General features: G+C 69.8%; 13 protein-coding genes. 4 read left to right on the top strand and 9 right to left on the bottom strand.

What is annotated here, in order from left to right; genetic code table 11:
• Positions 1-125 precede the first annotated feature (125 nt).
• The gene (locus ACFYML_RS35445; RefSeq protein ID WP_387424795.1) at positions 126-644 is read left to right on the top strand and encodes a hypothetical protein; all 519 of its coding nucleotides are present in this window, start codon (positions 126-128) and stop codon (positions 642-644) included.
• A 395-nt stretch (positions 645-1,039) separates the two neighbouring features.
• On the opposite strand, the gene ACFYML_RS35440 is transcribed toward ACFYML_RS35445, so the two are convergent.
• The gene (locus tag ACFYML_RS35440) at positions 1,040-1,609 is read right to left on the bottom strand and encodes a hypothetical protein (protein WP_387424794.1); all 570 of its coding nucleotides are present in this window, start codon (positions 1,607-1,609) and stop codon (positions 1,040-1,042) included.
• Between the two features lie 189 nt (positions 1,610-1,798).
• A complete protein-coding gene (locus ACFYML_RS35435; RefSeq protein ID WP_387424793.1) occupies positions 1,799-2,023 on the bottom strand; it encodes a hypothetical protein in 225 nt (74 codons plus the stop codon).
• Between the two features lie 499 nt (positions 2,024-2,522).
• Here ACFYML_RS35435 and ACFYML_RS35430 point away from each other — a divergent pair, with 499 nt between their 5' ends.
• Positions 2,523-2,846 (top strand): hypothetical protein, encoded by a 324-nt coding sequence (locus ACFYML_RS35430; RefSeq protein WP_387424792.1) that lies wholly within the window; start codon positions 2,523-2,525, stop codon positions 2,844-2,846.
• Between the two features lie 246 nt (positions 2,847-3,092).
• Here ACFYML_RS35430 and ACFYML_RS35425 read toward each other — a convergent pair whose 3' ends face one another.
• From ACFYML_RS35425 to ACFYML_RS35410, 4 genes are all read right to left on the bottom strand, one after another.
• Positions 3,093-3,665 carry a TIGR03086 family metal-binding protein gene (locus tag ACFYML_RS35425; RefSeq protein WP_387424791.1) on the bottom strand — a complete coding sequence of 191 codons (573 nt, stop codon included), beginning with the start codon at positions 3,663-3,665 and terminating at the stop codon, positions 3,093-3,095.
• Complete coding sequence (locus ACFYML_RS35420; protein ID WP_387424790.1) at positions 3,652-4,095, bottom strand: SRPBCC family protein; 444 nt, start codon at positions 4,093-4,095, stop codon at positions 3,652-3,654. Before ACFYML_RS35420 ends, ACFYML_RS35425 begins: the two co-directional genes overlap by 14 nt.
• A complete protein-coding gene (locus ACFYML_RS35415; RefSeq protein WP_387424789.1) occupies positions 4,067-4,462 on the bottom strand; it encodes an ArsR/SmtB family transcription factor in 396 nt (131 codons plus the stop codon). The genes ACFYML_RS35420 and ACFYML_RS35415 overlap by 29 nt, the downstream gene beginning before the upstream one ends.
• A gap of 311 nt (positions 4,463-4,773) precedes the next feature.
• Entirely contained in the window at positions 4,774-6,741 is a 1,968-nt protein-coding gene (locus ACFYML_RS35410) for a cell wall-binding repeat-containing protein (protein WP_387424797.1), read from the bottom strand.
• A gap of 457 nt (positions 6,742-7,198) precedes the next feature.
• On the opposite strand from ACFYML_RS35410, the gene ACFYML_RS35405 reads away from it, so the two are divergent.
• Complete coding sequence (locus ACFYML_RS35405) at positions 7,199-9,169, top strand: cell wall-binding repeat-containing protein (protein ID WP_387424788.1); 1,971 nt, start codon at positions 7,199-7,201, stop codon at positions 9,167-9,169.
• Between the two features lie 154 nt (positions 9,170-9,323).
• Positions 9,324-11,282: a cell wall-binding repeat-containing protein gene (locus ACFYML_RS35400; RefSeq protein WP_387424787.1), complete on the top strand. Its 1,959-nt coding sequence runs from the start codon at positions 9,324-9,326 to the stop codon at positions 11,280-11,282.
• A 127-nt stretch (positions 11,283-11,409) separates the two neighbouring features.
• Here the strand turns inward: ACFYML_RS35400 and ACFYML_RS35395 are convergent, their stop codons facing one another.
• Genes ACFYML_RS35395 through ACFYML_RS35385 form a run of 3 tightly spaced genes read right to left on the bottom strand, consistent with a single transcriptional unit; the run spans position 11,410 to position 12,702 of the window.
• Positions 11,410-11,922: a GNAT family N-acetyltransferase gene (locus ACFYML_RS35395; protein WP_387424785.1), complete on the bottom strand. Its 513-nt coding sequence runs from the start codon at positions 11,920-11,922 to the stop codon at positions 11,410-11,412.
• 40 nt (positions 11,923-11,962) lie between these two features.
• Positions 11,963-12,346, bottom strand: coding sequence for a VOC family protein (locus ACFYML_RS35390; protein WP_387424784.1), 384 nt, complete (start codon positions 12,344-12,346; stop codon positions 11,963-11,965).
• The gene (locus ACFYML_RS35385; protein ID WP_387424783.1) at positions 12,343-12,702 is read right to left on the bottom strand and encodes a DUF1801 domain-containing protein; all 360 of its coding nucleotides are present in this window, start codon (positions 12,700-12,702) and stop codon (positions 12,343-12,345) included. The genes ACFYML_RS35390 and ACFYML_RS35385 overlap by 4 nt, the downstream gene beginning before the upstream one ends.
• Between the last annotated feature and the right edge of the window lie 43 nt (positions 12,703-12,745).

Raw genomic sequence — 12,745 nt, 5'->3', positions numbered from 1 at the left:
TCGATGGCTCCACGCCTGTTTCCACTGCCGACCGAATCGCCGCCTTCGTCCGTGTCGCGCCGATCAACCCTTATGCGCTACTGAGATCACCTCACTGACCTCATAGTGCGTGAGACTCTGCTCCGGTGAAGCTGATCTCCCGTGACGGCGGATATCTCGAACTTCGGCCCGAGGGATACCAACTAGACGCCGCGTCACTAGTTCGAGAAGGGGAGGAGGATGATCACGATGAATGGCTCGTCGTTAGCTGTCGCGTCCGCATCGCCGACGGTCGCGAGTGGAGCTTCGTCGATCCCTGCTTGACGACCGAGGAGGCGGAGAGGCTCGCTGTCTGGATGGCCAGCGTAGGTGTGGGCGAAGTGACTCCGGTGCCCGCCCCACCGCCAGCCCAAGCGCTGCTCTCCTTCATCGAGCCCAACCTGGCCTTCAGCCTTGAGGATGTCAATCCAGCCCGAGCCCGAGTACGCGTCCACTTCTCACACGAGAGCATGCCGCCGTGGAATCCACATCACGACTGGCCTGATTACCACGCATACTTCATCACCCTTGATGTCAGCACCACTGACCTCCTCACAGCAGCTCAGCGTTGGCGGACTGAGAACCAACCTTTCCCCAAGAGGACGCCGCCAAGGCCACCTCGCTAGTGCCACCTCGCTAGTGCCACCTCGCTAGTGTCACCTCGCTAGACATTGCCGAATTGACCTCTAGAGGATCAAGGCGGCCCGCAAAGCGGGCCGCGCCGGCCCGGCCCCGGCCTGCTGGCGACCTCCGGCCGGCATCGGCCGGGCCGGCCGGCCACGCTTGGGGACGACAAAGACCTTGAAGACCTCGGGGCGCTGCCCCGAACCCCGGCCCTCCTCAGAGATCAGCCGCGAATCCCCTCACCGGGCACCACAAGGGCTACCAGCCTCCCCGGACGGGGTCCAGGTCGTTCGTCCGGTAGGCCGCTCCACCTGGACCCCGTCCGGGGAGGCTGGACGGTCTACGACTGCCCGACGAGGAGATCCGCTTCAGCGCTTGGCCCTTGTTCTGTTGGGCGTCAGCCCGCCCTGCTTGTGTGCGGGTCGCACATGCTCTGAGCATCGCGCTCCCAGTCGCTTCCTACGAGAGCGACGGGGTAGGTGACCTCTCTGACTTGCCTGTCATCGGTCTCAACCGAAAGCCGTAGCGACAATGGCTCTGGCTGGAAGGCGATCGAGCACTCGAAACGCAGCTCGGCTAGGAGCTGACCGGTGCCGCCAGGGGGTAACAGCCGGGGTTGTCCCGTGCTGCGCACCACGACGCCGGGCCTCGCTGCTTGAACTCCCCGAACCGTGATCGGCGCGGGGCCGGCGTTGATCAACGTCAACTGCCCAGACAGTTGGATCGATCCCTGGGCGGACGAGCCTCCGAGGTCGGCCGATTGAGGTAAGGCCACGAGTGCGACCACAGCGTTCCGCTTTCGCTGATCACGCGAGTCTCGCAGCTCGCTGACACCGAAACCGCCAAGCACAACGCCGACCACGAACGCAGCGACGAGACGCAGGATCATCTTCCGCCTGGCGATGAGCCGGTCAGGGGTGGTGCCTGACTCCGCCGGCTGGTGATTCTGCTCGTCCAGGTCGATCACAGCATGCTCCGCGACATGGGCGTCAGCTTAGGGTCTCTCCGCACCGGCGCGTCGCCCGGCCGTACAGCCATCTGTACAGCCAAGGCCATCCGCAGACGTCGGCCAAGCCCGACAACAACAGACAGGCTGACGAGGCGCGCGAGGCAGGACCAGCCATCCGCGATCTTCTTCTAACCCCCAGGCCGTAGCTCAGTCGAGCAGTCCCGGAACCCGCTCCCGAAGCTTGGCCATCACCCGCGACAGCCCGACGTCCAGGTCGTCGCCGTCCCACCGCACGAGTTCCCCGCCCAGCGGCTCGCCCGACACCCGCACCGTCCAGCGCCCCCGTTCGCGTTCGCCGTCCATGTCGACGATGGCGACCAGGTCGTGATCCCCGGACTGGAACAGCAACGGCGTTTCACGCCACCGGTGCACCGAAACGACACATCCGGTTTGACCATCCACAACGGCCACTACGCGCACTGTCGCGGTCGCTCCTGGCGGGGCACCTCCTACCGGAGCGCTGGCCGGCTCCACCTCACCCGCGATGGATTCCTGCCATGACTCGCACCGCACCTCAGGGGCAAGCTGCGTCGGGTCCACCGGCTCCCCGCTGAGGCACCCGAGCCCCAAGACTGCCAGCGCTGCCACGAGCCGCGGGTTTGTCGTCCTGCGAGGCGACGGGGGGCGGGCCGGCGCACTCAGATCGATGACGGGCATAGGGCAAGTTATCCGATGGGCAGGTGACCCGCTGGTACCGATGCGGGCCATCCGCGGGCCAGTAACCGTGGCGCCCAGCGGTCATGAGCGGGCACGAGCGGCACCGAGCTCTGCCGCCGACAGCAGGCGTTTCGGGCATCGCGGCTCGTTGAGCGCGATCTTCCAACCTGAAGGTGCGATGCCTAGCCGGCGATGCAACATGGATCATCGGCACATGGGCGTCCAGGCATCTCTTTGGCAGGCGGGGAAGCAGCTGATCGGGCTGCCCGACCCCGCTGGCGGGACGTTTGACGCGGCAGGGGACTTCGACCGGGTGCTAGGGAGGGAAGGCCCCGGCTTCCCCCTGCTTAGTCGTGTCGATCCCTACGGCGACGTGCAGTTCATGCCGTCCGACATGCCGCAGCTTCTCTCCGAGATTGAGAGGCTGTTGCCCTTCGCGCGGCAGGGGCCGGAGCGCCGTGGCCTAGAGAGGCTGCGGATCTTGGCTGAGGTGTGTGCCACGATGACGGATGCCTCGATCGCGTTCGTAGGGGACTGACAACGCGACGGGCAGGACCCGGCGTGCCATTAGCGTGCCATTGGGCGAGGACAACAGGGGCCAGCCGAGGCCACGAGAGACTGCCGAGACCAGGCCGCCAAGCCGGTGGGCTGCCGGAGATCGACAATTCCCAAGCTGACAGTGCGGGTTCGATTCCCGTCACCCGCTCCACGGCAAAGGCCCTGGTCAGGACGTGAGTCCCAACCAGGGCCTTTGATGTTGTCCAGCCAGATCAAGGCGTCCGGCTCACCGCCCCGACCAGAACGGGTCTCGGCCGATGAAACCCATCAGTCTGGCCTGGGTATCCGCACCGCCCGGCACCTCGACCCGGGTGCCGAACTGGCCGGAGGAGCGGAGAACCTGCTCCATCTGCTCCATCTGACCGAGGAGTTGAGCGCAGAAGTCGGGGTCCAGGCGGTCGTCCTGGCCGGTAGCCCTGGCGAGATCCCAGGTGTGCATGAACACGTCAGCGGTGTAGAACTGGTCGATCGCGGTCTCCAGCGGCATGCTGCCGGTGTGTGGGTTGGTGAGCTGCCGGTGCGCCGTCTCCGGATCGTCCAGCACCGCCTGCACCCCGTCGCAGTGAACCTGCCACGCGGCGACCGGGTTCTCGTCCACGGACGGTCCACGGGGCAGTTCGATGCCGGCCCCGGAGGCAAGAAAACCGGAGCACCATTCGGTCAGGTGACGTACGACATCGCGGGCGGCCCAGCCGGCGACCGGGGATGGCGCGTCCCAGGACCGGGTACCGCGGACCCGGTCGGTGAACAGCCCGGCAACCTGCCGGTGCCGTTCGGCTGGGCGGTCAGACAGCGCCATTGATGAGCATCCTCTCCAGCTTCGCGTAACCCTCGTTGATACCGACCTCCATGCCGCTGCGCAGCCACGCATCGCGGCCTTCGAAGCTGTCTACGAGCGACTGCGTCCGCAGCCGCGTACGGCCGTCGCCCAGGTCCTCGAACCACAACGTCTCCAGCGCGACTCCGTCGGGATCGCCCGCGAACGTGAAGGTCTGCACGATCCGGCCCGGCCGCACCTCGTGGAAGCTGCCGTGGAACCGGTACTCCGTGCCGTCGCGTACCGAGACGTACCGCCAACTGCCGCCGGTACACGCGTCCCAGTGCTCGATCCGGGTGGTCATGGTGTTGGGACCGACCCACTGGGCGAACAATGCAGGATCGGTGTGGGCGCGGAACAGTTGCTCGGGCGTTGCCGCGAAGTCACGAGCCGTCCGGATGACCGGCAGCATCGGGTCGGCTTCGATGAATGTCTCCGTGATCCTGTTCATGCTTGTCTCTCTCCATCCCCGCGAGAACGGCGTCAAGGCGGCGGTAACGCTGCTCGACACGGCTCCGGTGGCGCTCGATCCAGGTGTCCAGCAGGTCGAAAGCCTGGACCTCCAGGCGCACCGCCCTGGGCTGCGGCCCTCGCGGTCGGCTGACGAGCCCGGCGTCCTCCAGCACCCGCAAGTGCTTGTATACCGCCTGCAACGTCATCCGGTACGGCTCGGCCAACTGGCTTACGGTCGCGTCGCCCTTGGAGAGTCGGGCGACCATGTCGCGCCGGGTCGGATCAGCGAGGGCGGCGAAGGCTCGGGACAGCGCGTCCGTGGTCATCCCCCTCGGTTTAAACCCAATGGTTGAAAGGACCGTAGGCGGTGGGTCATCCATCCGTCAACCCTGTGGTTCAAGGCACTCCTTCATGCGGTTTGATCGGCAAGCTGGCCCGGTGGATGCGCCTGGGAAGCTGCGTGCCGCGCGATAAGGGCGCGGCATGAGCCAGCAGAGTCCCGGTCTGGGTCGCCATCGCATGTGTCGCCGGAGAACGTTGGTGGTAGGCTTGCTGAGCTGCCTCGGGGGCGTGGCGGAGAAACGGCAAACGGACGGGGCCCGGCCGATCGGCCGGGCCCCGTCCGCGTCGTCGCGGGTTACTCGGCCCGGCGCTGCTGCGCCGCCTTGACCGCCTTCTTCACATCGGCTGCGGTACGCAGTTGCGGCGCCGTCTGACCGGCGGTCCGCTGAGTCGAGGCGGCTGGGGGCTGGCCCACGTCGGTCGTGTTCTGGAGGGCGACGTAACCAGTCGGCCCGCTGAGGAAGGTGCCCAGGCCGCGGAGCTGGACATCGTTGACCACTGCGGCCGAGCCGAAGACCAGGCCGGTGTGCAGAGAGCCGCTGAACTCGGTGGCCAGTTCCTCGACCTCTGGGCCGAGGAGGTCCGCGGTGCCGGGGGCCAGGATCAGCGGACCGTCGAGCGAGGCCATCAGGGCACCGCCGGCCAGGGCGTCCGGCCAGTTCATGCCGGTGGCAAGGCCGACGTGCGTCTCGCCGCCGAAGAAGGCCCAGGCGGTGTACAGCGCCGTCTCGAACCGGTTGTCGCCGTAGAGCGGGACGGCGCCGTACGGGGCGGTGGCGGTGTGGCCCTGGAGGCCGACACCGACGACGGCCGAGGCGGCGGGCAGTCCGTCGAGGTAGGTCTTGGTGGCCACGGGCAGCTTGTCGTCGTTGGTGAGGACGACGACGGCGGAGGTGCCCTTGCCCGGCAGGTTCTGCGCTCCGGCGGCGGCACCGGCCGCGAGGGCGTCGGGGAAGTTCATCCCGGTCGCCGCGAGCACCACGTCCGGTGTGGGATCGATCGCATTGGCGATCGCCACCGAGGTGGCGAAGCGGTCGGAACCGGCGATCCGGACCGTCTTGAAGCCCAGTGCCTTGACCTTGTTCTCCACGTCGGTGGAGAGGGCACCGGGGCTGCCCAGCAGGTAGACGGTCCCGCCGGGCGCGAGCACCCGGCGCATCTCCGTCGAGATCGCCGGCTGGAGCGCGTTCGGCGGGGTCATCAGCAGCGGACCCTGCTTCGCGGCTGCGAGCGCGGAGCCGCCGAGTGCGTCGGCGAAGGTGTCCGAACGCGAGAGCACCACCGCTTGGGCACGGGGGCGCTTGTCGGTGGTGTTGCCGGCGGTGGCCCAGTGCGACGTGGAGATGGCGGTGGTGGTGCCGAAGCGGTCGCTGCCGGAGAGCCGGACCACCCGGTCCTGCTTCTGCGACTGCCACTCCGGCACGCCGGTCAGCCCGGAGGCGATCACCGGCGGGCCGATGTAGCTGCCGTCGGCCTGCGTCGTCCCCACCTGGCTGCCCTGGCGGTATGCGATGGCCTGGCCGGTCGGCGACCAGGTCGGGTCGTCGAACGGCCCGCCGGTGTGGGTGACCTGCACCGGGTTGCCGCCGGAGAGGTCGGTGGACCAGATCTGGCCGCCGCGGACGAAGGCGACCCGCTTGCCGTCCGGGGCCAGCGTCGGGTTGGCCGCGTCGGTGGTGATCCGGGTGAAGGTGCTGCCGTCCAGGAAGCCGATCTCCGGCGTCCCGGTCGGGTTGCCGGCGCCGTCGTCGGCCTGCCGCTGCACCACGATCCGCTGCCCGTCACCGGCGTCCGGATCCGAGTAGTGGTAGCCGTCGTTCGGCGAGCGCTGGGTGACGTCCGAGCCGTATGCGCTGACGCTCTGCTCGATGCGCCACGGCGTCCCGGTGGACTTCGCGGCCCAGACCACCCTGCCGCCGTCGCCGACCCACTTCGGATCGACGCGCTCGGAGTCGGGATCGGGGTTGGCGATCGGGTAGACGCTCGAGCTGTCGCGCCACCGGACCGTCGCGATGCTGCCGTCATCGGTGACGAAGATCGCCCGGCTGCCGTCCGGCGACCATGCGGCATCGGTGATCCGGTATCCGTCCGCGCTCAAGCGCCTACCGTCGGCCGTGGTGAGGTACGTGGTGCCGTCGCTCGCGGTGAGCAGTTGCTTGGGAGCGCTGTGGCTGGCATGCGCCGTGCCTGCACCGCCGAAAAGGGTGGTCGCGCCGACGGCGAGCACCGTGGCGCAGACGGCGGAACGGCGACGGAGGTTCATTGCGGTCAAGGAGGCTCCTTGGGAGATGCGCGCCGCGATCGCCACGAGCTGGGGCGGCCGGTCCGGCCGAGGGCGGCGCGGTCATCACTGTAGAGCAGCCCCGCGACCTGCGGTGACCAATGTGGGTGCGGCAGGGTTGGCGGCCCGCCGGGTCTGGTCGAGCCGATCGTGCCGAGCGCGACCCGGGAACGCATGGGTGGACGATCAAGCGGCATCGTACGATCGCGAGGGCAACTCATGTCCTGTCGCTGCCTCAGCTTTTCGGTCAGGTCCTGCTGCAAACGGGGGATCCGGGCGAGCGTGACACCAAAAGGTCTCTTAAGGTTTCCCACATCGTGCCGCCCCACGCCGGATCAGCCGGCGCACGGGTGGAGTTGTGCGGCACGTTCTTCTGCAGGGAGTCCCCTTGCCAAAATCTTCCATTCGCAGGTCCGCTGCGCTCGCCTCGGCTCTGGCCGTGGGCTCGACCGCTCTGATCGCCGGCACGCCGGCCGCCGCCAGCCTCCCCGGCTCGGGTGAGGTGCTGACGGTCAGCAACAACAGCGCGTCGCTGAAGTTCATCAACGACAGCACCCGAACCACCCTCGTGAATCCGCTTGCTGCCGAGAACGAAAAGATGCGGGACGCCTCCTGGTCGCCGGACGGCAGCCGTGCCGTCTACGTCGACCAGGACAACGGCCTGTCCTCCATGCGGTGGAACGGGGCCGCCGGCGGGGTGTACTACGTGGTCGTTCCCCCGGAGGTGGGCGTCCAGCGCAGCAGCCCCTCCTACCGTGGCGTGGGCAGCAGCGTCGTCTGGGCGGAGAAGCCCCAGGGCGGCAAGTGGTCGGTCCAGATCGCGTCCAGCACCTGCTGCTTCGGCGGCGGCCCGATCTCGCCGGTGGATGGCAACCACTACCTGAACCCGGACAGCGGTCCGGGCTTCAAGGTCGTCTTCCAGCGGCAGGCGGACAACGGTGCCGGCCAGCCCACCGGCACGCCGGCGGTCGTCCTCTACGACTACTCGCAGGCGGGGGGCGAGCGAGTAACCGTCATCGACGACAACGGGTCCAACCCGGCCCTGTCGCCGAAGGGCGACAAGGTCGCCTTCGTCCGCGGCGGCCAGATCATCGTCTCCGACCTGACCGGGGAGAACGAGGTCACCGTCACCAGCAACGCCGCTACCCACGACAACCCGGTCTGGTCGCCCGACGGCACCAAGATCGCGTTCTCCCAGGGCACCGGCATCGCCGTCGCGCCGGCGAACGGCTCCGGGGCGGCCAGCCCGACCGTGGTCTCCACGGCTGCCGGCGTCCCCGCGTACCAGCCGCGGAACAAGGACCGCTCGGTCCGGCTCTCCGGCCAGTCCCGGTTCACCACCGCCGCCGCCGTCTCCCAGTCGCACTGGAAGACGGCCAGCAACGCGGCCGACCCGCGGGAGCAGGCCGGATCCGTGGTGCTGTCCCGCTCGGACACCTTCGCCGACGCCCTCAGCGGCTCGGCGCTGGCGGCGGCCAAGCGCGGCCCGCTGCTGCTGACCCCGCCGACGAGCCTTGAGGCGTCCGCGCAGGCGGAACTGCAGCGCGTGCTGCCCGCCGGCGGCACCGTCTACCTGCTGGGCAGCCCGGGTGCCATCTCCACGGACGTGGAGAACAAGGTCAAGGCGCTCGGCTTCAAGACGATCCGGCTCGCCGGCGCCGACCGGTTCGGCACCTCGGTGGAGATCGCCAAGGCGATCAACCCGAACCCGGATCTGGTGCTGCTGGCCACCGGCATGAACTACCCGGACGCGCTGGCGGCCGGCGCGGCGGCGGGTTCGTACAACTACCCGGGCAGCGGCACCAGCGCCGTGGTGCTGCTCACCAACGAGGCCAAGATGCCGGCGTCGACCAAGAGCTTCCTGGACACGCTGCCGGCGGATTCTCGGGAGATCTTCGGCATCGGCCGGTTCGCCTACCAGGCGGCCGCAGCCTACGACCCGAACGCGTGGGACGTCTGGGGCGAGAACCGCTACGAGACCGCGCTGTACACGGCGTACGTGTTCTTCGGCGGGTCGTCCCACGTCGGTCTCGCCACCGGCACCAACTGGCCGGACGCGCTGTCCGGTGGTGCCCTGATGGGTCTGGTCAACGGCCCGCTCATGCTCACCCCGGGCACCAACAGCTCGCTGGGGCTGGAGGCGCAGTGGCTGCTCGACGAGCTCAGCGGCTCCGCCAAGACCGCGCTGATCTTCGGCTCCAGCGCCGTGGTGTCGAACGCTCAGCAGACCCAGGCCGGCACCTGGATCGGTGGCCCGCTGGGCTCCACCACGGTCAGCAACCCGACTGACATCGGGCTGCTTACCGGCCCGACGCTGCGCACTGCCGGTGCGACCGCTGGCACGGACGTCGTCCGGACCCGCGAGCAGCTGCGGGACGCGTACAAGTCGCTCGACGAGCGGCGCAAGTGAGCGATACCGTTCCGGCCGGTCACCGGTCGTGAAAGGAAGAGGGCCCGGTCGAGTCGACCGGGCCCTCTCTCGTCGATTCTGGTTCCTCCACACGGGGAGTTCCCTCTTGTCTTCAGCACATCTGCGGCGGTCCGGGGTGGGTGCCGCCGCTCTCATGATCGTGTCAGGCGCCCTGATTGTCGGTGCCCCACCTGCCGCGGCGAGCCTCCCAGGGTCCGGCAACGTCCTGACGATCAGCAACGGCACCAGCACAGTGCGGATCATCGGCGATCCCGCCCGCAGCACCCTGATCAGCCCCATCGGTGAGGCGATGCGGGACGTCTCCTGGTCGCCGGACGGCAGCCGGATGATCTACCTGGCTCCCGACCGGAGCATCCGGTCGGTCCGGTGGACCGGTGCGAACACGGTCCGCGAGGTCGTCTGGGAGCCGTACGGTGACCTCGAACGGGCGGGTACCTCGTGGCTCGGCGATGGTAGTGCCGTGGTCTGGGCCCAGCGGTGGGACAGCTCGTCCACCTGGTCCATCCGGGTGGGCTCCAGCACCTGGGACGCCCCCGGCTTCGAGACGATCTCGCCGCCCACCTTCGGTAAGCACTACCGAAATCCGGATGGTGGTCCTGGCGGCCTGGTCGTCTTCCAGCGTGAGGACGACGACGGCACCGGGCGGCCGACCGGGCAGCCGGCGGTCATGCTCTACGACCCGAGGCGGACCCAGGGCAGCCGGGTGACGGTGGTCGACGACCACGGCTCGAACCCGGCACTGTCGCCTGACGGCACCCGGGTGGCCTTCGTCCGGGACGGACAGATCGTTGTCTCCAACCTTGCCGGGGGTGACGAAATCGTCGTGGCGGGAAACACCCCGGCCCACGACCACCCCGCCTGGTCGCCTGATGGCCAGACGATCGCCTTCAGCCAAGGAAACACGGTGGCCACCGCGCGCGCCGACGGTTTGAGCCTCCCGGCGGTCGTTTCCACCACCGCCGGAGTGCCGGCCTACCAGCCGCGGCACACCGACCGGGTGGCCCGGCTCGCCGGGAAGAGCCGGTTCACCACCGCGACGGCCATCTCCCGGTCGCACTGGGCGAGCGTCAACGCCCCGACCGACCCACGAGAGCGGGCCCGTGTGGTGGTGCTGTCCCGCTCGGACACCTACGCCGACGCGCTGGCCGGCTCCGCCCTGGCCGCGTCCCGGCATGGGCCGTTGCTGCTGACGCCGCCCCAGGTGCTCGAGCCGGAAGCCATGAGCGAGCTCACCCGGGTGCTCGCCCCGGGCGGGACGGTCTATCTGCTGGGCAGCCCCGGCGCCCTCTCCACCACCGTCGAGGAGCAGGTTCGCGGGCTGGGCTACCAGGTCCGGCGGCTGGCCGGCCAGGACCGGTTCGCCACGGCGGTGGCGATCGCCAGGGAGATGCGACCGGATGCCGGGATGATCTTCGTAGCCACCGGGATGGACTTCCCGGACGCGCTCGCGGCCGGGGCGGCGGCGCGGAACTACGACTTCGCCGACATCCCGCGGGCCGTGGTCGTGCTAACCAACAACGGGGTCATGCCGCAGGTCACCCGGGACTACCTCGACTCGCTGGGCACGGGCCTGACCATCTTCGGTATCGGCCGGTCCGGTGCGCAGGCCGCCAAGGCCTACGACGACGAGGCCTACGAGATCGTGGGCAAGGACCGGTACGACACTGCCTCGCAGGTGGCGCAGATCTTCTTCGCCGGCCAGGGGTACACGGGCGTTGCCACCGGCTCCGACTGGCCGGACGCGCTCGCCGGCGGGGCGCTGATGGGCACGCTGGATGGTCCGCTGCTGCTCACCCCGGGCACGGCCACCGACCTCGGCGCGGCGGCCCGGGGCACCCTCGACGAAACGAGCGGCGCTGTCCACACCGGCCTGGTCTTCGGCTCCGCGGCGGTGGTCACCGACCGGCAGCTGTCCCAGATCGGCACCTGGCTGGGCGGGCCGGCCGGCGCGACGACGGTGGTGAACCCGACCAACCTCACCTCGGCCCGAGTCGCCGTGACCCTGGGCGGCGCCGCCGACCGGGCGGCGCGCGCGGCGGAGGAGGCGGAGGAGAAGGCCGCCGCAACGCTCGCCGCGCAGCGGGCCGGCTGACCCCGACCGACCACCGAGAGGCCCGGCCGCATCGTGGTCGGGCCTCTCGTCATGCCGGCCTCCGCCAACCGCGTCCAGCCGGCTCACGCTGTCGCCCACTCCGCGTGCGGAGCCCCCGGCCGGGAGGTCAGCCCGAGCCGGGGACTTCGCCGTTCACGGCCGTCAGCTCCCGCATGTGCCGGAGGCCGGGCTGGCCACCGAGCAGCACGTCGCCGGCCGGGACGAAGCCGGTGCGCCGGAGCACCGCGAGCGACGCCGGGTTCGCCAGCGCGGCGGAGGCGACCAGCCGGCGCAGCCCGTACTCGTCGCGGGCCAGCTCGCAGACCTGGCGGACGCCGTCCTGCGCCACGCCCCGGCCGGTCGCCCGTTCGGCCACCCGGTAGCCCAGCTCGGCGCTGCCGTCCGCGACGTCCACCAGGTTGAACCGCCCCAGCACGGTGCCGTCGTCGTCGACCAGGACGTGGAACTGGCACCGGCCGGTGGCCTGCTCCGCGAGCAGCGCCGCGTGCCGGGCGGTGAACTCCCTGAAGTAGTCGTCGCCCCGGTCCGGCACGGTCCGCGCGAAGTATGCCCGGTTCTCCCGTTCGAAACGGAGCAGCGCGGGAGCATGGTGGACGTCGAGTCGCTGGAGTTGAGGCATCGCGCCACGCTAACGGACAGCCGCCCGCCGGCCCCGACTGCTACTGCGGGTAGCAGCGCAGCTCGACGGTGTTGCCGTCCGGATCGCTTACGTAGATCGAGGTGCCGGTGCCCCGGGCGCCGAAGCGCGGCACCGGCCCGGTCAGCACGGTGAACGCGCCGGAGTCGAGCACCGCCGACCAGTCGACGGGTTCCACCACCAGGCAGATGTGGTCGATGTTCGACCCGGTCGGCTCGCCGCGTACCAGGTCGATGATCGTCTCGGGGCCGACGCGTACCGAGGGGAAGGGCACCTCGCCGGCCCGCCAGCGGTCGACCCGTACCGGCGCCAGGCCGAGGGTGCCGCAGTAGAAGTCGAGCGAGCGTTCCACGTCCGCGACCGTGAGGACCAGGTGGTCGAAGGCCGTCACCCGCACCGGGCTCACTGCGCCTCCGCCAGGGCGTACGCCTGCCGGAGCCAGCCGGCGAACAGGTCCGGGTCGATCTCGTCGATGGTCCGGAGCTTGACCGAGGCCATCCGCCGCGCGCCCGGAGCGAGCCGGCCGGAGGCGTCCGCCACGTCCTGCCCCCGCCACAGCCCGAAGGTGACGTACGACGGGTACGCCTTGACCAGGCAGACCGGCGTCTTCCCCGGCCGGTCGCCGAGGCCCCAGACCGGGTGGCCGTGCCACATCGCGCCGCTGGCCTCGGGCAGCGCGGCGTCGATGACGGCACGGAGCTTCTCGGCGGTCTCGCGCAGCGGGGCGTCGAGGCCAGCCAGGTAGTCGGTGACGGGGTCCATCAGGTTCCTTTCCTCGAAGGGGTCGCCCTCCACCCTCGTCCGG

The sequence above is a fragment of the Micromonospora sp. NPDC007230 genome (genome assembly GCF_042869115.1).
Lineage (GTDB): Bacteria > Actinomycetota > Actinomycetes > Mycobacteriales > Micromonosporaceae > Micromonospora.
This window is presented reverse-complemented; position numbering and strand designations above follow the sequence as displayed.

What these genes read in the sequence shown, in the direction of transcription:
- ACFYML_RS35410 (WP_387424797.1), bottom strand. Translation starts at nt 6,741, where the DNA reads ATGAACCTCCGTCGCCGTTCCGCCGTCTGCGCCACGGTGCTCGCCGTC.
- ACFYML_RS35415 (WP_387424789.1), bottom strand. Translation starts at nt 4,462, where the DNA reads ATGACCACGGACGCGCTGTCCCGAGCCTTCGCCGCCCTCGCTGATCCG.
- ACFYML_RS35430 (WP_387424792.1), top strand. Translation starts at nt 2,523, where the DNA reads ATGGGCGTCCAGGCATCTCTTTGGCAGGCGGGGAAGCAGCTGATCGGG.
- ACFYML_RS35385 (WP_387424783.1), bottom strand. Translation starts at nt 12,702, where the DNA reads ATGGACCCCGTCACCGACTACCTGGCTGGCCTCGACGCCCCGCTGCGC.
- ACFYML_RS35395 (WP_387424785.1), bottom strand. Translation starts at nt 11,922, where the DNA reads ATGCCTCAACTCCAGCGACTCGACGTCCACCATGCTCCCGCGCTGCTC.
- ACFYML_RS35400 (WP_387424787.1), top strand. Translation starts at nt 9,324, where the DNA reads ATGATCGTGTCAGGCGCCCTGATTGTCGGTGCCCCACCTGCCGCGGCG.
- ACFYML_RS35420 (WP_387424790.1), bottom strand. Translation starts at nt 4,095, where the DNA reads ATGCTGCCGGTCATCCGGACGGCTCGTGACTTCGCGGCAACGCCCGAG.
- ACFYML_RS35425 (WP_387424791.1), bottom strand. Translation starts at nt 3,665, where the DNA reads ATGGCGCTGTCTGACCGCCCAGCCGAACGGCACCGGCAGGTTGCCGGG.